Annotated in this window: 14 protein-coding genes; 9 read left to right on the forward strand and 5 right to left on the reverse strand. The window is 71.6% G+C overall.

Annotated elements, in window-relative coordinates:
* Positions 1 to 46 precede the first annotated feature (46 nt).
* Positions 47 to 778 (forward strand): TrmH family RNA methyltransferase, encoded by a 732-nt coding sequence (locus ACZ6S6_RS17815; protein WP_469706289.1) that lies wholly within the window; start codon positions 47 to 49, stop codon positions 776 to 778.
* A 214-nt stretch (positions 779 to 992) separates the two neighbouring features.
* Here ACZ6S6_RS17815 and paaN read toward each other — a convergent pair whose 3' ends face one another.
* The gene (gene paaN, locus ACZ6S6_RS17820) at positions 993 to 2,693 is read right to left on the reverse strand and encodes a phenylacetic acid degradation protein PaaN (protein ID WP_469706166.1); all 1,701 of its coding nucleotides are present in this window, start codon (positions 2,691 to 2,693) and stop codon (positions 993 to 995) included.
* A gap of 123 nt (positions 2,694 to 2,816) precedes the next feature.
* Between paaN and ACZ6S6_RS17825 the strand changes: the two genes are divergently transcribed.
* The gene (locus ACZ6S6_RS17825; protein WP_362953333.1) at positions 2,817 to 3,410 is read left to right on the forward strand and encodes a TetR/AcrR family transcriptional regulator; all 594 of its coding nucleotides are present in this window, start codon (positions 2,817 to 2,819) and stop codon (positions 3,408 to 3,410) included.
* A 26-nt stretch (positions 3,411 to 3,436) separates the two neighbouring features.
* Here ACZ6S6_RS17825 and ACZ6S6_RS17830 read toward each other — a convergent pair whose 3' ends face one another.
* A complete protein-coding gene (locus ACZ6S6_RS17830) occupies positions 3,437 to 3,943 on the reverse strand; it encodes an Lrp/AsnC family transcriptional regulator (RefSeq protein ID WP_362953415.1) in 507 nt (168 codons plus the stop codon).
* 226 nt (positions 3,944 to 4,169) lie between these two features.
* On the opposite strand from ACZ6S6_RS17830, the gene pdhA reads away from it, so the two are divergent.
* From pdhA to ACZ6S6_RS17865, 7 genes are all read left to right on the forward strand, one after another.
* Positions 4,170 to 5,333 carry a pyruvate dehydrogenase (acetyl-transferring) E1 component subunit alpha gene (gene pdhA / locus ACZ6S6_RS17835; RefSeq protein ID WP_362953334.1) on the forward strand — a complete coding sequence of 388 codons (1,164 nt, stop codon included), beginning with the start codon at positions 4,170 to 4,172 and terminating at the stop codon, positions 5,331 to 5,333.
* Positions 5,330 to 6,361: an alpha-ketoacid dehydrogenase subunit beta gene (locus ACZ6S6_RS17840; protein ID WP_362953335.1), complete on the forward strand. Its 1,032-nt coding sequence runs from the start codon at positions 5,330 to 5,332 to the stop codon at positions 6,359 to 6,361. Before pdhA ends, ACZ6S6_RS17840 begins: the two co-directional genes overlap by 4 nt.
* Positions 6,361 to 7,698 carry a dihydrolipoamide acetyltransferase family protein gene (locus ACZ6S6_RS17845; RefSeq protein ID WP_469706167.1) on the forward strand — a complete coding sequence of 446 codons (1,338 nt, stop codon included), beginning with the start codon at positions 6,361 to 6,363 and terminating at the stop codon, positions 7,696 to 7,698. The genes ACZ6S6_RS17840 and ACZ6S6_RS17845 overlap by 1 nt, the downstream gene beginning before the upstream one ends.
* A gap of 129 nt (positions 7,699 to 7,827) precedes the next feature.
* Entirely contained in the window at positions 7,828 to 8,676 is an 849-nt protein-coding gene (locus ACZ6S6_RS17850; RefSeq protein WP_469706168.1) for an NTP transferase domain-containing protein, read from the forward strand.
* 41 nt (positions 8,677 to 8,717) lie between these two features.
* Positions 8,718 to 10,313, forward strand: a complete 1,596-nt coding sequence (locus ACZ6S6_RS17855; protein WP_469706290.1) for a molybdopterin molybdotransferase MoeA — start codon at positions 8,718 to 8,720, stop codon at positions 10,311 to 10,313.
* Positions 10,314 to 10,333: 20 nt separating this feature from the next.
* Complete coding sequence (locus tag ACZ6S6_RS17860) at positions 10,334 to 11,407, forward strand: potassium channel family protein (RefSeq protein WP_362953416.1); 1,074 nt, start codon at positions 10,334 to 10,336, stop codon at positions 11,405 to 11,407.
* Between the two features lie 102 nt (positions 11,408 to 11,509).
* Positions 11,510 to 12,499 (forward strand): NAD(P)H-quinone oxidoreductase, encoded by a 990-nt coding sequence (locus tag ACZ6S6_RS17865; protein WP_469706169.1) that lies wholly within the window; start codon positions 11,510 to 11,512, stop codon positions 12,497 to 12,499.
* Positions 12,500 to 12,660: 161 nt separating this feature from the next.
* Here ACZ6S6_RS17865 and ACZ6S6_RS17870 read toward each other — a convergent pair whose 3' ends face one another.
* The 3 genes from ACZ6S6_RS17870 to ACZ6S6_RS17880 all read right to left on the reverse strand — a co-directional run bounded on the left by ACZ6S6_RS17870 (position 12,661) and on the right by ACZ6S6_RS17880 (position 16,988).
* The gene (locus tag ACZ6S6_RS17870) at positions 12,661 to 13,209 is read right to left on the reverse strand and encodes a bacterial proteasome activator family protein (protein WP_362953340.1); all 549 of its coding nucleotides are present in this window, start codon (positions 13,207 to 13,209) and stop codon (positions 12,661 to 12,663) included.
* Between the two features lie 153 nt (positions 13,210 to 13,362).
* Positions 13,363 to 16,224, reverse strand: coding sequence for an FtsX-like permease family protein (locus ACZ6S6_RS17875; RefSeq protein ID WP_469706170.1), 2,862 nt, complete (start codon positions 16,222 to 16,224; stop codon positions 13,363 to 13,365).
* Positions 16,221 to 16,988, reverse strand: a complete 768-nt coding sequence (locus ACZ6S6_RS17880) for an ABC transporter ATP-binding protein (RefSeq protein ID WP_362953342.1) — start codon at positions 16,986 to 16,988, stop codon at positions 16,221 to 16,223. Before ACZ6S6_RS17880 ends, ACZ6S6_RS17875 begins: the two co-directional genes overlap by 4 nt.
* Positions 16,989 to 17,076 lie beyond the last annotated feature (88 nt).

Genomic DNA, 17,076 nt, shown 5'->3' on the forward strand with positions numbered 1-17,076 from the left:
CAGCAGGAATCCGTCGACCGATGAGTCCGCGACGGCCGAGCCGCCCGTGGTTGACGAGCCGCCCGTGGTGGACGAGCCGCCCGTGGTGGACGAGCCGGCTCAGTACGACGACGGGTTCGGGACGGAGATCGGTGTCGGGCCGCACCCGCTGCCCTGGCCCGTGGGTGAACGTTACGACCCCGAGCTGCTCGCCCACGGCGACCGGCGCAATGTGGGCGACGCGTACCGGTACTGGACCAGGGAGGCGATCGTCGCCGATCTGGATCTGCGGCGGCACGACTTCCACGTGGCGGTGGAGAACTGGGGCCACGACTTCAATATCGGCTCGGTGGTGCGCACGGCGAACGCCTTCCTCGCCAAGGAGATCCACATCGTGGGGCGGCGGCGCTGGAACCGTCGCGGGGCGATGGTCACCGACCGCTACCAGCATGTCCGCCACCACCCCGACACCACGGATCTGACCGCCTGGGCGGAGGCCGCGGGGCTGCCGATCATCGGCATCGACAATCTGCCGGGCGCCGTGCCGCTGGAGCGGACCGAGCTGCCGCGACGGTGTGTGCTGCTGTTCGGGCAGGAGGGGCCCGGACTGACCGAGGAGGCCCGTAAGCACGCGTCGATGGTGTGCTCGATCGCGCAGTTCGGCTCCACACGGTCGATCAACGCGGGGGCGGCGGCAGCGATTGCCATGCATGCGTGGGTGCAGCGGTATGCGGATATTCCGGGGGCGGGTGCGGGTGCGGGTGCGGGTGCGGGGGTGTCGGGGCCGGCCTCTGGGTGAGGGGCCGGGCGAGGGCGAGCGGGGGCTGGGTGCGGGTGGGGTGCCTGCGGCGGCTGTCCCCTACCCGCCCCTTCCCGTAACCGGGGGCTCTGCCCCCGGGCCCCCGGTCCTCAAACGCCGGACGGGCTGAGTTGTGTGCCGGACGGGCTGAGTCGTGTGTCGGACAGGCTGAGTTGTGTGTCGGACGGGCTCAGTCGTGTGCCGGGTGTGGGGATCAGCGCTGGCGGCGGACTTCCAGGGTGCGGAAGCGGTTGGAGACGAAAGCCCCGTCGCACAGGGCCGCGTTGGCCGCCGGGTTGCCGCCCGAGCCGTGGAAGTCGGAGAACGCCGCCGTCTGGTTCACGTACACCCCGCTGGTCAGATTCAGCGAGAGCTGGGCCGACTCGTCCAGGCAGACGTCCACCAGCGCGTCCTCCACCTCGGGTGATGTGGTGTACGCGCCCACCGTCATCGCGCCCTTGTCGCGGATCGTGCGGCGCAGCAGCTCCACGGCGTCCGCCGTCGAGTCGACCGCGACCGCGAACGAGACCGGGCCGAAGCACTCCGACAGACAGGGGGAGTCGTCGTCCGGCTTGGTGCCGTCCAGCTTGACGATCAGCGGCGTACGGACCACCGCCTCCGGGAAGTCGGCGTTGGCCACCTCCCTTGAGGGCAGGGCGACTTCGCCGAGCGTCGCGGCTGCCTCCAGACGGGCCCGAACCTCCGGGTTGACCAGGGCGCCGAGCAGGGCGTTGGCCCGTGCGTCGTCACCCAGGAGTCCGGTGACCGCCGCGGCGATGTCGACGACCACGTCGTCGTACGTCTTCTCGCCGATGTCCGTCGTGATGCCGGTCCGGGGAATCAGCAGGTTCTGCGGGGTGGTGCACATCTGGCCGCTGTAGAGGGAGAGCGAGAACGCCAGGTTGGAGAGCATGCCGCGGTAGTCGTCGGTGGAGTCGAGGACGATCGTGTTGACCCCGGCCTTCTCCGTATAGACCTGCGCCTGAAGGGCGTTGGCCTCCAGCCAGTCACCGAACGCGGTGGACCCGGTGTAGTCGATGATCCTGATCTCCGGGCGGACCGCCAGGGACTTGGCGATGCCCTCGCCCGGCCGCTCGGCGGCCAGGGCGACCAGGTTGGGGTCGAAGCCCGCCTCGGTGAGCACCTCGCGCGCCAGCTGAACCGTGAGGGCCAGCGGAAGCACCGCACGGGGATGCGGCTTGACCAGGACGGGATTGCCGGTGGCGAGAGAGGCGAAGAGGCCCGGATAGCCGTTCCACGTGGGGAAGGTGTTGCAGCCGATCAGCAGCGAGATGCCGCGGCCCGCCGCGGTGAACGTCTTGTGCAGCTCGATCGGGTCGCGCTTGCCCTGCGGCTTGGACCAGTCCGCGGTCCGCGGAGCGCGGATCTGCTCCTCGTACGCGTATGCCACCGCCTCCATGCCACGGTCCTGGGCGTGCGGGCCACCGGCCTGGAAGGCCATCATGAAGGCCTGTCCGCTGGTGTGCATCACCGCGTGGCCGAACTCATGGGTGCGGGCGCTGATCCGGGCCAGGATCTCCAGGCAGACCAGGGCCCTGGTCTCGGGGCCCGCCGCGCGCCAGGCCGGCACCCCCGCGCGCATCGCCGGGATCAGGACATTCGGATCGGCGTGCGGGTACTCGACGCCGAGCTCCGGTCCGTACGGGGAGATCTCCCCGCCCGCCCATCCGTCGGTGCCCGGCTGGCCGAGGTCGATACGGGTGTTCAGCACGGCGTCGAAGGCGGCCTTGCCCTCGGCGGGGCCCAGGCTGCCGGGGGCGCCGCCCTCGCCGTACGCCTTCGGGTGCTCGGGGTGCGGGGACCAGTAGGCACGCGAGCGGATCGCGTCGAGTGCCCGGTCGAGCGTGGGGCGGTGCTTCTCGGACAGCAGGTGCGGGGAGAGCTCGGCGGCCATGACGGACCAACTCCTCATCGAGCTGGGCAGGGACGGGCGGACAGAGTTAGAGTAACCGAACGATCGGTCGGGACAAGGGGCCCCACGAAACCTGTGGACAACTCGTAGGGGAGGATCGCTGGCATGACCACGGCCAAGCGGGACACGTACACCCCGGAGACTCTGCTCACCGTCGCTGTCCGTGTCTTCAACGAGCGCGGCTACGACGGCACGTCCATGGAGCATCTCTCGAAGGCGGCGGGGATCTCCAAGTCGTCCATCTATCACCACGTGGCCGGCAAGGAAGAGCTGCTGCGGCGAGCGGTCAGCCGGGCGCTGGACGGCCTCTTCGGAATCCTCGACGAATCGGGTGCGACGCGAGGCCGCGCGATCGGGCGGGTCGAGTACGTCACCCGTCGTACCGTCGAGGTGCTGATAGCCGAACTGCCGTACGTCACGCTGCTGCTGCGAGTGCGGGGCAACACGAAGACCGAGCGCTGGGCGCTGGAGCGGCGGCGCGAGTTCGACCAGCGGGTGGGCGATCTGCTCAAGGCCGCGGTCGCGGACGGCGATCTCCGCTCCGACGTGGACATACGCCTCGCGACCCGGCTGCTTTTCGGCATGGTCAACTCGCTGGTGGAGTGGTACCGGCCGTTGCCCGACGGCGCTGCGGAGCGGGAGCAGCTCGCGGACACCGTCGTGCAGCTGGCCTTCGACGGCATGAAGTCCAGCCGCTGAGCCGACGCCGCAGCCCCTGTTTCGCCTCAGGTGAGCTCTGTGGGGCGGTCGGGGCCCGGGGCCAGGTCCGTCTCCTCGAACACCAGCAGGGTGCGGGTGGAGAGCACCTCCGGGATGGACTGGATTTTGGTCAGCACCAGATCGCGCAGTGACTGGTTGTCCTGCGTGTGCACCAGCAGCAGGACATCGAAATCGCCGCTGACCAGCGCGATGTGCGTGGCTCCCGGCAGCGCCTGGAGCTGCTCGCGGACGGTGCGCCAGGAATTCTGGACGATCTTGAGCGTGATGTAGGCGGAGGCCCCCTGCCCCGCCCGTTCGTGGTTCACCCGTGCGCTGAAGCCCCGGATCACCCCGTCGTCGATGAGCCGGTTGATCCGGGCGTAGGCGTTGGCGCGCGAGACGTGGACGCGATCGGCCACCGACCGTATCGAGGCGCGGCCGTCCGTCTGGAGCAACCGGAGGATGGCGCGGTCGGTGGAGTCGAGCGGCCGTGCCGGAGGAATCCGGCGGGGGTCCTCGCCCCCGTCGGCCATTTGTTCAGCTGCCATGTTCCCGCGCCTCCCTGTCCTGGACGAGCTGTCTCCATCCCAGGCTGTGGAGAACCGTTTGTCCACAGGCTGACGGCGCCTGTAGCCAAAATGCGCTCACGACCGAACAATCGGTAGGTGAGGCGCGCCACATTCGTGGCTCGCGCAGTACTTGATATTTGGACATATTTCACCACCCCTCGATAACCCTCGATGCCAGGAGGTGCTTGTCATGACGGTCCAAGAGCTGCCCGGCGCGGCCGCCTACCGGCCCACGCCGCCCCCGGCGTGGAAGCCGCTCACCGACCCGGCGCCGCTGCTCCCGGACCCCGAGCCGTACCGCGTGCTCGGTACGGACGCCGCGGCCGACGCAGATCCCGAGCTGCTGCTGCGGCTCTACGCCGAGCTGGTGCGCGGCCGCCGGTACAACACCCAGGCGACCGCCCTCACCAAGCAGGGCAGGCTCGCCGTCTATCCGTCGAGCACGGGGCAGGAGGCCTGCGAGATCGCGGCCGCCCTGGTGCTCGAGGAGCGGGACTGGCTCTTCCCCAGCTACCGCGACACTCTCGCGGCCGTGGCGCGGGGGCTGGACCCGGTCGAGGCGCTGACACTGCTGCGAGGCGACCGGCACACCGGCTACGACCCGCGCGAGCGCCGCATCGCCCCGCTCTGCACCCCGCTCGCCACCCAGCTGCCGCACGCCGTGGGCCTGGCGCACGCGGCGCGGCTCAAGGGGGACGACGTGGTCGCGCTCGCCATGGTCGGTGACGGCGGCACCAGTGAGGGCGATTTCCACGAGGCGCTGAACTTCGCGGCCGTCTGGAAGGCCCCGGTCGTCTTCCTCGTGCAGAACAACGGCTTCGCCATCTCCGTACCGCTGGCCAAGCAGACCGCGGCACCCTCCCTGGCGCACAAGGCCGTGGGATACGGGATGCCGGGCCGGCTGGTCGACGGCAACGACGCGGCGGCCGTGCACCAGGTGCTCTCCGAGGCGGTCGAGCGGGCCAGGAGCGGCGGCGGCCCGACGCTCGTGGAGGCCATCACCTACCGCATGGACGCGCATACGAACGCCGATGACGCGACCCGCTACCGCGGTGACAGCGAGGTCGAGGCGTGGCGGGCACACGATCCGGTCCAGCTCATGGAACGGGAGCTGACCGGGCGCGGGCTGCTCGGCGACGACGGCATCGAGGAGGCGCGGACGGCCGCCGAGCGAATGGCGGCCGAACTGCGCGAGCGGATGAACGGGGATCCGGTGCTCGACCCGATGGATCTCTTCACCCATGTGTACGCGGAGCAGACCACCCAGCTGCGTGAGCAGGCGGCCCGCCTGCGCGTCGAGCTGGACGCGGAGAACGAGCAGCACGGCACGGACGACGGGGGAGCAGCGCGATGACCACCGCAGCGGCCACGGCCGGAGAGCGGACGGCGAGGGCCAAACCCGCCACCATGGCGCAGGCCCTCGGGCGTGCGCTGCGCGACTCGATGGCTCAGGACCCCTCCGTGCACGTCCTCGGGGAGGACGTCGGGACGCTCGGCGGTGTCTTCCGGATCACCGACGGCCTGGCGAAGGAGTTCGGCGAGGACCGTTGCACGGACACCCCGCTGGCCGAGGCCGGCATCCTCGGGGCGGCCGTCGGCATGGCGATGTACGGGCTGCGGCCCGTCGTCGAGATGCAGTTCGACGCCTTCGCCTATCCGGCGTTCGAGCAGCTCATCAGCCATGTCGCCAAGATGCGGAACCGGACCGGGGGCGCCATGCCGCTGCCGATCACGGTCCGGGTGCCGTACGGCGGCGGAATCGGCGGCGTCGAGCACCACAGCGACTCCTCGGAGGCGTACTACATGGCGACCCCCGGTCTCCATGTAGTCACGCCCGCCACGGTCGATGACGCCTACGGGCTGCTGAGGGCCTCGATCGCCTCCGACGATCCGGTGGTCTTCCTGGAGCCCAAGCGGCTCTACTGGTCGAAGGCGGACTGGTCGCCGCAGGCGCCCGCCGCCGTGGAGCCGATCGGGCGGGCCGTCGTGCGACGGCCCGGACGCAGCGCGACGTTGATCACGTACGGGCCGTCGCTGCCCGTCTGCATGGAGGCCGCGCAGGCCGCGGTCGAGGAGGGCTGGGACCTCGAAGTCGTCGATCTGCGCTCGCTGGTGCCGTTCGACGACGAGACGGTGGCCGCGTCCGTGCGTCGCACCGGCCGTGCGGTCGTCGTCCACGAGTCCACCGGCTTCGGCGGTCCGGGCGGCGAGATCGCGGCCCGGATCACCGAGCGCTGCTTCCACCATCTGGAGGCGCCGGTGCTGCGCGTCGCCGGTTTCGACATCCCGTACCCGCCGCCGATGCAGGAGCGACACCACCTGCCGGGCGTGGACCGGGTGCTCGACGCCGTCGCGCGACTGCAGTGGGAGGCGGAGCACTGATGCCGCAGGTACTCGAATTCAAGCTTCCGGATCTCGGCGAGGGGCTGACCGAGGCCGAGATCGTGCGCTGGCTGGTGGAGGTCGGCGATGTCGTCGCCATCGATCAGCCGGTCGTCGAGGTCGAGACGGCCAAGGCGATGGTGGAGGTGCCGTGCCCGTACGGGGGCGTGGTGACCGCGCGGTTCGGTGAGGAGGGGAAGGAACTCCCGGTCGGGGCACCGTTGCTGACGGTCGCGGTCGGGACCGTGGAGCCGTCCGGGAGTACGGCGGAATCCGGGTCCGGTACGGGGGCCGCCGGGGCGGAATCGTCCGGGTCCGGCAACGTGCTGGTGGGGTACGGGACCGGCGCACCGCCGGTGCGCCGGAGGCGGGTCCGGCCGGAGGGACTCTCGGCGCCGGCCGCCGCTCCTGCTGCTCCCGCTCCTTCTGTCGTTCCGGACCGGGTACGGGGGCCGGTCGCCGTTGTCTCCCCGCTGGTGCGCAAGCTCGCGCGGCAGCACGACCTCGATCTGCGGCAGCTCTCGGGCTCCGGCCCCGACGGGCTGATCCTGCGGGCCGACGTTGAGTCCGCCATCCGGTCCGTCGCCGAGGCCCCGCAGCAGGCCGCCGTGACGGACCAGGCATCGGCAGGTCCCGCCGGTGAACGGATTCCGTTGCGCGGTGTACGGGGCGCGGTCGCCGACAAGCTGGCGCGCAGCCGGCGCGAGATCCCCGACGCCACCTGCTGGGTGGACGCCGATGCCACTGAGCTGATGGCGGCCAGAGCGGCGATGAACGGCGCCGGTGGTCCCGGTGCCGGGCCCAAGGTGTCGGTGCTCGCGCTGCTCGCCCGTATCTGCACGGTCGCCCTGGCCCGGTATCCCGAACTCAACTCCACGGTGGACCAGGAAGCGCGCGAGATCGTGCGGCTGTCCGGTGTCCACCTCGGGTTCGCGGCCCAGACCGAGCGGGGGCTCGTCGTCCCGGTCGTACGGGACGCGCAGGGGCGCAACACGGAGTCGATCGGGGCCGAGATCACCCGGCTCACCGAGGCCGCCAGGACGGGAACGCTGAAGCCGGCGGAGCTGACCGGTGGCACGTTCACGCTCAACAACTACGGGGTGTTCGGGGTCGACGGTTCCACCCCGATCATCAACCACCCCGAGGCGGCGATGCTCGGCGTCGGCCGCATCGTCCCCAAGCCGTGGGTGCACCAGGGCGAGCTGGCCGTGCGGCGGGTCGTCCAGCTCTCGCTGACCTTCGACCACCGGGTCTGCGACGGCGGTACGGCGGGAGGCTTCCTGCGCTATGTGGCCGACTGCGTGGAACAGCCGGCGGTGCTCCTGCGGACGCTGTAGGCACCGCCGCGGGTCTTCCTGCTCCCGGTTCTCCTGCTTCTCCCGGTTCTCCCTGTTCCGTTCCGCGTTGATCCACGGGATCGCGGACCGGGAGGATCCACCGGGACGGGCGGCCCGCATACTCGGGGCATGACCGCGTATGACGCCATCGTTCTCGCCGGAGGTGCCGCCAAGCGGCTCGGCGGCGCCGACAAGCCAGGGCTCCGGATCGGTGGCCGTGCGCTGCTGGACCGGGTGCTCGCGGCCTGTTCCGACGCCGGGACGACGGTGGTGGTGGGGGGCAGGCGGCCCACGGTGCGCCCGGTGACCTGGGCGCGCGAGGAGCCTCCGGGCGGCGGTCCGCTGGCCGCACTCGGTGCCGGGGTGCGGCACACGTCGGCGGAACGCCTGCTGGTGCTCTCCGCCGATCTGCCGTTCCTCGGCGCGGACACGGTCGGGTCCCTGCTGGCAGCCGTCGGCCGGGGCGACCTGGAGGGCGCCGTCTGCACCGATCAGGACGGCCGTGACCAGCCGCTGGTGGCCGTCTACCGGGCGGAGCCGTTGCGCCGCGAACTGGGACTGCTCGCCGCGGAGCACGGTGGACTCGCCGGGCTGCCCCTGCGGTTGCTGAAGCACGAGCTGCGGCTTTCCCGGGTGGCCGCGGACCCGCTCGCCTCGTTCGACTGCGACACCTGGGAGGACATCGCTTCGGCCAGGGCCCGGATCAGAGAGCATGGGACCGTGCTGGACGAATGGATCACCGCAGTCAAGAACGAACTGGCCATCGAACTCGACGTCGACACCGCCGTCCTGCTCGACCTCGCCCGTGACGCCGCCCACGGCGTCGCCAGGCCCGCCGCGCCCCTGACGACCTTCCTGGTCGGGTACGCGGCGGCGAAGGCGAGCAGCGACGGGGGCGGACCCGAGGCAGTGGCCGAGGCCGCCCGCAAGGCCGCCGCGCTCGCTCTCCGGTGGGCGGACGAGACCGAGACGCCATGACGGGCCGCAGTGGCAGTACCGGGCGGCTCCCGGCTGCCGCGATGAACCCGGCGGCGAAGGGCCCGGCTGCCGCGAAGACCGTTGCCGAGCCTGGTCAGTCCCCCGAGCCCGCTGACGCCGCCGCGCGCCGCGCAGCCGAGGCCGAGGCCGACGAGGAGCGGGCCGTCGCGCAGGCCCTCGCGCTGGTCGGCCGACAGCCGTACAGCGACGCGCGTCCCGAACCCGGACCTGAACCAGAACCAGAACCCGGACCCGGACCGGAACCGTCCGCCACCCCATCCCCGTCCCCGTCCCCGTCCCCGTCCCCATCCCCCGACCCCGCCTCCGCCCCCCAGGACGAACACCGCCCCGCCGCGCGCGGCCGGCCGCGTACCCACGCGACGCCGTGGGACGCGGCCCGTGCCGTCGCGGCCCGTGCCGGGCGCAGGGTTCCTCCCCGCACCGGACGCCGCCCCCTCGACCACGCGCTCGGACACGTGCTGGCCGAGCCGCTCGCCGCGCTCACCGATCTCCCGTCCTTCGACACCTCCGCCATGGACGGCTGGGCCGTCGCAGGGCCGGGGCCGTGGCGCATCCGGCAGAACGAGGGCATCCTCGCCGGCCACGCCGCCCCCGCGCCGCTCCCCGACGGTGACGCCGTACGCATTGCCACCGGCGCCCGTATCCCGGCAGACGCCACCGCCGTCATCCGGAGCGAACACGCCCAGGCCGACGAGGCCAAGGGGCTCCTGTACGCACTGCGGCAGGTGAGCCCCGGCCAGGACATCAGGCCGCGCGGACAGGAGTGCCGCTCCGGAGAGCAGCTCCTCCCCGCTGGAACGCTGGTGACGCCCGCCGTTCTCGGGCTGGCCGCTGCCGCCGGGTACGACGAACTGCTCACCCGCCCCCGGCCGCGCGTCGATGTCCTCGTCCTCGGCGACGAACTGCTGACGGCGGGGCTGCCCCACGACGGGCTGATCCGTGACGCACTCGGCCCGATGATCGGCCCCTGGCTGCGCGCGCTGGGTGCCGAGGTCTCCGCGCCCCGCCGCCTCGGTGACGACGCGGAAGCCCTCCGCCAGGCGCTCGTCGTCTCCGAGGCCGATCTGGTCATCACCACCGGCGGCACCGCCGCGGGCCCGGTCGACCAGGTGCACCCCGTGCTCGCCGATCTGGGGGCCGAGTTGCTCGTGGACGGTGTCGCCGTCCGCCCCGGTCACCCCATGCTGCTGGCCCGGATCCGTGCCGGAGGGCCGTATCTCGTGGGGCTGCCGGGTAACCCGCTGGCCGCCGTCTCCGGGCTGCTCACGCTTGCCGAGCCGCTGCTCAGCGGGCTGGCGGGCCGGATTTCGCAGGACCTCTACCGCGTCGCGGTCCGTGACGATGTGCACGGCCACCCGCACGACACCCGGCTGGTCCCCGTGGTCCATCGCGCTGGAGTCCCCCGCGAGTTCACCCACGGCCGCGCCGGAACCGGCGACGGGGCCGACCACGTCGTACCCCTGCATTACAACGGTCCCGCCATGCTGCGCGGGATCGCCGCCGCGGACGGGCTGGCCGTTGTGGAGCCGGGCGGGGTACGGTCCGGCACCGAGGTGGAGATCCTCGATCTACCGTGGGCCCCGGCGACGCCGTGGACTGAAGGGTGTTTCACGTGAAACTTCCCGGCCATGACGCGATGGCCAGGCGTGCCGATGAGCAGGTCGTACCCACCCGGGTGATGCTTCCGCGCCGGGTCGTCGCCGGACCGGCCCGTCAGGTCGCCAAGCGGCTGATGATGGCGCTGATGGTGCTGGCTGCCACGGTGTTCATCGTCTGGGTCGACCGCGGCGGCTACCACGACGCGGCCGACGGCAAGGTCGACCTCCTGGACGCCGTCTACTACGCGACGGTCACCCTCTCGACCACCGGGTACGGCGACATCACCCCGTACAGCGACGGCGCCCGGCTCACCAATGTGGTGCTCGTGACACCGTTGCGCGTGCTCTTCCTCATCATCCTGGTCGGCACCACCCTTGAGGTCCTCACGGAGCGGACCCGAGAGGACTTCCGGCTGAAGCGTTGGAGAACCAACTTGCGTGACCACACCGTTGTCGTCGGCTTCGGCACGAAGGGCCGCTCGGCCATTCAGACCCTCTGCGCCACCGGCCTGAAGAAGGAACAGATCGTCATCGTCGACCCGGCGTCCAAGGTGATAGAGATCGCCAACGCCGAGGGGTACACCGGAGTGCTCGGTGATGCGACGCGCAGCGATGTGCTGCTGCGGGCCGAGCTGCAGAAGGCGCGTCAGATCATCATCGCCACCCAGCGGGACGACACGGCGGTACTGGTCGCGCTGACCGCGCGCCAGCTCAACCGCGGCGCGAAGATCGTCGCCGCGGTGCGCGAGGAGGAGAACGCCCCGCTGCTGCGGCAGTCCGGTGCCGACGCCGTGATCACCAGTGCCAGCGCGGCGGGCCGGCTGCTCGGCCTCTCCGTGCTCAGCCCCAGTGCGGGCACGGTGATGGAGGACCTGATCCAGCAGGGGAGCGGGCTCGATCTGGTCGAACGGCCGGTGATAAAGGCCGAGGTGGGCAAGAACGTCCGGGAGACCGACGATCTCGTGGTCAGCGTTCTGCGCGGTCACCGGCTGCTCGGTTACGACGATCCGTTGGCCAGCCCCCTCCAGCTGACGGACCGGCTGATCACCATCGTGCGGGTCACCAATGAACCGCCCACGAGCTACACCCCGCCGACAGCCCCGCGCCCCTGACCCGAGCGGTCCCGTCCGCCCGTGCTGTGCCCTGCCGTGCCGCGCCTTGCCGCAGCCGTCGGCACCGCACCGCGCGGCACGGCACGGAGTAGCCTCGCGGCCATGTATGCGATCACGATCCCCGAACCCGGTGGCCCCGAGGTGCTCGTGTGGGCCGAGGTGCCAGATCCCGTACCCGGTGAGGGCGAGGTCCTCGTCGACGTCGTCTCCAGCGCGGTCAACCGCGCGGATGTGCTCCAGCGGCAGGGCTTCTACAACCCGCCGCCCGGCGCCTCCCCCTACCCGGGTCTGGAGTGCGCGGGCCGGATCTCCGCCGTCGGCGCCGGTGTCACCGGCTGGTCGGTCGGCGACGAGGTGTGCGCGCTGCTGGCCGGCGGCGGATACGCGGAGAAGGTCGCCGTACCCGCCGGTCAACTGCTCCCCGTACCGGCCGGGCTGGACCTGGTCCTCGCTGCGGCGCTGCCCGAAGTGACCGCGACCGTCTGGTCCAACGTGTTCATGGTGGCCCATCTGCGCCCCGCCGAGACGCTGTTGGTGCACGGCGGGTCCAGCGGCATCGGCACGATGGCGATCCAGCTCGCCAAGGCGGTCGGCGCCCGGGTCGCGGTGACCGCGGGCGGACCCGAGAAGCTGGCGCGCTGCGCGGAGCTCGGTGCCGACATCCTGATCGACTACCGGGAGCAGGACTTCGTCGAGGAGCTCGGCAGGGCGACGGACGGGGCGGGCGCCGACGTCATCCTCGACATCATCGGCGCGAAGTACCTGGACCGGAACGTGCAGGCGCTCGCCGTCAACGGCCGGCTCGCGATCATCGGCCTCCAGGGCGGAGCGAAGGGCGAACTCAACCTGGGCGCCCTGCTGAGCAAGCGGGCCGCCGTCACGGCGACCTCGCTGCGCGGGCGCCCGCTCGCCGAGAAGGCCGCGATCGTCGCGGCCGTACGCGAGCACGTCTGGCCGCTCATCGCCGACGGCGTCGTGCGGCCGGTGGTGGACCGTACGCTGCCGATGCGGGACGCGGCCGAAGCGCACCGGGTGATGGAGTCCAGCGCGCACATCGGCAAGGTGCTCCTCCGCTCGCCCGCAGCGGCCTGAGCCACCCTGACCCGAACCGAAGAGCCCGGCACCCGAAGGCCCGGCGCCCGAAGGCCGACACGCGAAGGCCCGACACCCGAAGAGCCCGGCACACGAAGATCGTGTGCCGGGCCCTTCGGGCGTTCTGGCTGATCAGTAGGGGTACGAGAACGGGACCGGTGTTACAGGTACGGGCCTGAGCGGATCGCCCCGTGCGGGTCGCCGGCGCCTTCCTCCTCCTCGTGACCACTGCCCGGAGGCAGCGCGCGGCGCATCTGCTCCAGTTGTGCGCGGGCCGCCATCTGCTGGGCGAACAGCGCCGTCTGGATACCGTGGAAGAGGCCCTCCAGCCAGCCCACCAACTGGGCCTGCGCGATCCGGAGTTCCGCCTCGGAGGGCACCGACTCCTCGGTGAACGGCAGCGAGAGCCGCTCCAGCTCCTCCACCAGCTCCGGAGCGAGGCCGTCCTCCAGCTCCTTGACCGAGCTGGTGTGGATCTCCTTGAGGCGTACGCGGCTCGCCTCGTCGAGAGGCGCCGCCCTGACCTCCTCCAGGAGTTGCTTGATCATGCTGCCGATGCGCATGACCTTCGCGGGCTGTTCGACCATCTCCGTCACCGGGACCTCGCGCGACTCGTCGTCAGTGCCACCGCCGCCGATCGCCATTCCGTCCTGTCCCACCACGAGGACTTGGGGGTGCTCCTGCGACCGTTCATTCCTCGGCATCTCCATGTCGTCCATTGTCTCGCACACCTGCCGGACAGCACTGTGGTGCCCCCGGAAAGGTGTGATCCACCGTTTCCGAGGGCACCGGAACCACTCCGGAACCACTCCGGAAGCCCTCCGAAGCAGCCGGTCAGCCCGCTGCCGGAACCTCCCGCCCGGTCATCCGGCCCGCCGTGACAGCGTCGGCCGGGAGCGGGTGAACACCGCCGCCAGCACCCCGGCCAGCAGCGGGACGACCACGGTCAGCAGTCCGATGGTCGCCCAGGGCACCACGATCGGGGTGTACGCGGACTGCATGGGATCCAGCCGCATCTCCTTCAGCGCGCTGCGCAGGTCGATCAGGCGCAGCGCCACCGCGGGCAGCAACCCCGCGGCCGTGCCGAGCAGCACCCCGGTGAGCGCCACCACCAGGCACTGGAACCCGGAAAGGGTCCGCCGCACCCTCGGGGGCGCGCCCACCGCGCTGAGCGTGGTGAGGTCGGCCTCCGCGTCGGCCTTGGAGAGCCCGGTCGTGATCGCCGCCGCACCCACGGTCACCACCCCGGCGAACAGCGTCAGCACCAGCAGCATGATGTCCTCGCGGTCGCCGGGTTCGGTTCCGGACTGCACGTAGGCGTTCCCACCGGCCTGCTCGATCGCGGCCTGGGTCCGCTGCTGCTCGGCGTCCGTAGGAGGGCGGGAGACGGCGTACGCGGTGCCGTACAGCGAGGTGTGCAGACCGAGCCGCTGGGCGGTCTTCTCCGGCATGATCATGCGGATTCCGGGGGTCTCGGCGTACTTCGCGTCCGCGACGTACACCTTCATCCGGTCCGTCGTCGTCCTGGCCGGTCCCGGATGCAGGGCGCGGTTCTTCTTGTCCTTGTCGCTGTACTGGTGGACCGCCTTGACCGTGACCTGGCCGTCCTTCGCGTACGCCCGGTTGAGCAGCACGGGGATGCCCGCCTCCAGCGCCTTGGCGGCGGCCGGGTCGTCGAGCCTCACATACGTCCTCAGCAGCGACGCGTCGCCCACGACGATGTTGCTCTCGCCGGCGCTGAAGGTGTTGATGGTGTAGCGCTCGTCCACGCACCGGGGGGAGTGCATCATGGTGCGGTGCTCCTCGTCGCTCAACCGTAGGGCGAGCTCCTTGGCACCCTTGCTGTTGAGCGGGCAGGTGTGCTCCTTGCCGGTGGGCTTGACCAGGGACAGCTTGCCGCAGCTGTCCTCGTCGTCGTAGTAGGTGTCGCAGTCACTGCCCGCCCAGACCCGGGAGATCCCGGCCGGTCCGCCCGTGGGCTTCATGTTCCGTTCCACGGCCGCCTGTGCCAGCGGGAGCTGCTCGGGCGCGTTGTCGCCGTTTTCGTGCGTGGTGTACAGCACGACGGCTTTCGAGCTGAGCATCGGCGTGTAGTCGTACTCGCCCTGGGCCGCCTGGCTGGACATGTACGTGGCGATGGCCACCGAGCCCGCGACCGCGGCCATGACCGCCGCGACCGCCGGAGCGGTCCTCCCGCGGTTGCGGGCCGCGTCGCGCAGCGCCATCCGCGGCGAGAGCGGCAGTGCGCGGCCGAGCCGGCCGAGCAGCCCGACGATCACCGGGATGCAGCAGAGGAGCCCCAGCTCGGCGATCACCGAGCCGGCGGCGACCCAGGTGGAGTTGCCGGTGGTGCCGCCCAGGACGGCGATCGCGATGCCGAGGCCCAGGACGCAGGCGCCCACGATCGGCAGCACCCGGGAGCCGCGACGGACCCCGCGGTGCCCGGTGAGCGACTCCAGTACGGACTGACGGCCCGCCACGATCGCCGGGGCCAACGCCGCCAGCACCCCGGTGACCATCCCGATCACGGCGATGGCCAGCAGTTCCTTCGGATTCAGGGCGAGCGAGCCGAAGCGGTGTCCGGCCCGGTCCTCGATCAGCGGCCGGAACACCGCTGTCAGCGCCAGCCCGGCACCCACCCCCACCACGGCTCCGGCGCCGCCGAGCACCAGCCCGCCGGAGAGCACCACGGCCCGTACATGGCGCCGGTCCCCGCCGCAGGTGCCGACGAGGCCGAGCTGACGGCGCGAGCGGCGCGCACCGACGGCGAAGGCCGGTCCGGCGAGCAGTACGACCTCCAGGACCGCCATGGCGACGACCGTGATGAGGGCGGCACTCAGCTCACCGGAGTTCTCGGACGGGTAGTTGTTGGTGCCCCGCTTCCGGATCAGCGGGACCTCGGAGTCCGGCGGCGGGTCGAGGACGACCTGACGGGAGACGACGAGGGCGCCCATCTTGTTGGCCGCCATCACCTCCGGCCAGCTGACGCCCTTTCCGTTGTCCGCCTTCACCAGCCAGGTCAGGTCGTCGGCGTTCGGCGGCAGCACCTTCTTGTCGCGGGCGGCCGTGGCCTTCCACGGGGCGATGACCGCGCCCGGGTCGGCGTACAGGGCCTTGGCCGCCAGGTTGTCCGGCTGCTCGACCGCGCCGGTGATGGTGTACTTCTGCTCCGGTCCGCGCACGGTGATGTGTGAACCGACGTGCAGTCCGGCCGACTTCAGGAACGGCTTGGTGGCGACCATGTCGCCGGCGCCCTTGGGGAACGATCCGTCGACGAGGTCCAGCTTGCCGCGCGCCATTGGGTCCGAGGTCCGGAACTCGAAGATGTCCGCGTTCGCGACGCCGTACCCGGTGGTGACGCTCGCGGGCACGGACTGGATGCTGATGCCGCGCGCACCCTTGGGGAACGTGGTCCGCAGGTCGAGTGCGGGGACGTCCTCGGGCGACGGAGCGGTGTCGCTGAGGGGGCTGTAGTTGTCCCCGGCGACCGACTGGTCCAGGGGACCGGCCTGCGGGTCGCTGAACAGCGCGTCGGCCGAGCCCGTCTGAGCCGTCAGCTTCTCGGCGGTGGTGGGCTCCACACTGCGGTACGTCACGTCGAGCGCGGTGACCCCGAGTACGGGTACGGCGATCATCGCGACCACCAGCGCGCTGCGGCCCTTGGCGCGCAGGGCGTCGCGCCGGGCTATCCGGAGGGCGGCGCGCCACCCCGTGAAAACGCTCACTCGGTGCCCCCGGCGGCGAGCAGCGAATCCGCTCCGACGCTCAGCGTCTGGTCGACGATCGAGCCGTCCCGCAGGAAGACGACCCGGTCCGCCCAGGCGGCGTAACGCGGTTCGTGCGTCACCATCACACCGGCCGCGCCCTGGTCACAGCGGTTGCGCAGCAGCGCGAGGACGGCCTCGCCGGTCTCGGAGTCGAGCGCCCCGGTCGGTTCGTCGGCGAGCACCAGGCGCCGGTCCCCCACCAGCGCGCGGGCTATCGCGACGCGCTGCTGCTGGCCGCCTGACATCTCGTCCGGGAAGCGGTCCCCGATCTCCAGGAGGTTCATCTCCTCCAGCGCGGCACGGGCCTCCTTGCGTGCCTTGCGCACCGGGACGCCGTCGAGCTCGCGCGGCAGGGCGATGTTCTCGGCGGCGGTCAGGGCGGGGATCAGGTTGTAGTCCTGGAAGACGTAGCCGACGCTGCGGCGGCGCAGCGCGGCCACGCCCTTGCGGCCGAGCGCGGAGATGTCCTGGCCCTCGATGACGACCTGGCCCGAGGTCGCGGTGTCGAGGCCGCCGGCGATCGTCAGCAGGGTGGACTTGCCCGAGCCGGAAGGGCCCATCACGGCGACGAGCTCACCGGCGTGAACCGACAGGTTGATGCCGCGCAGGGCGTGCACCTCGGCGATGCCCGTGCCGTGCGTGCGGGTGAGCGAGCGGAGTTCGAGCACCGGTGCATCCACCGGCAGGGGTGGGGCGGCTGGGGACGGGGCGTGCGGTGACATGACGGGTTGTTCCCCCTAGGAGCGTTTCTGTGGTCGGTGCGGTGTCGCGGTGTCGCGGTGCCCGGCGGACGGACGGACGGGCGGACGG

It is taken from the genome of Streptomyces sp. NPDC048671, from assembly GCF_055587045.1.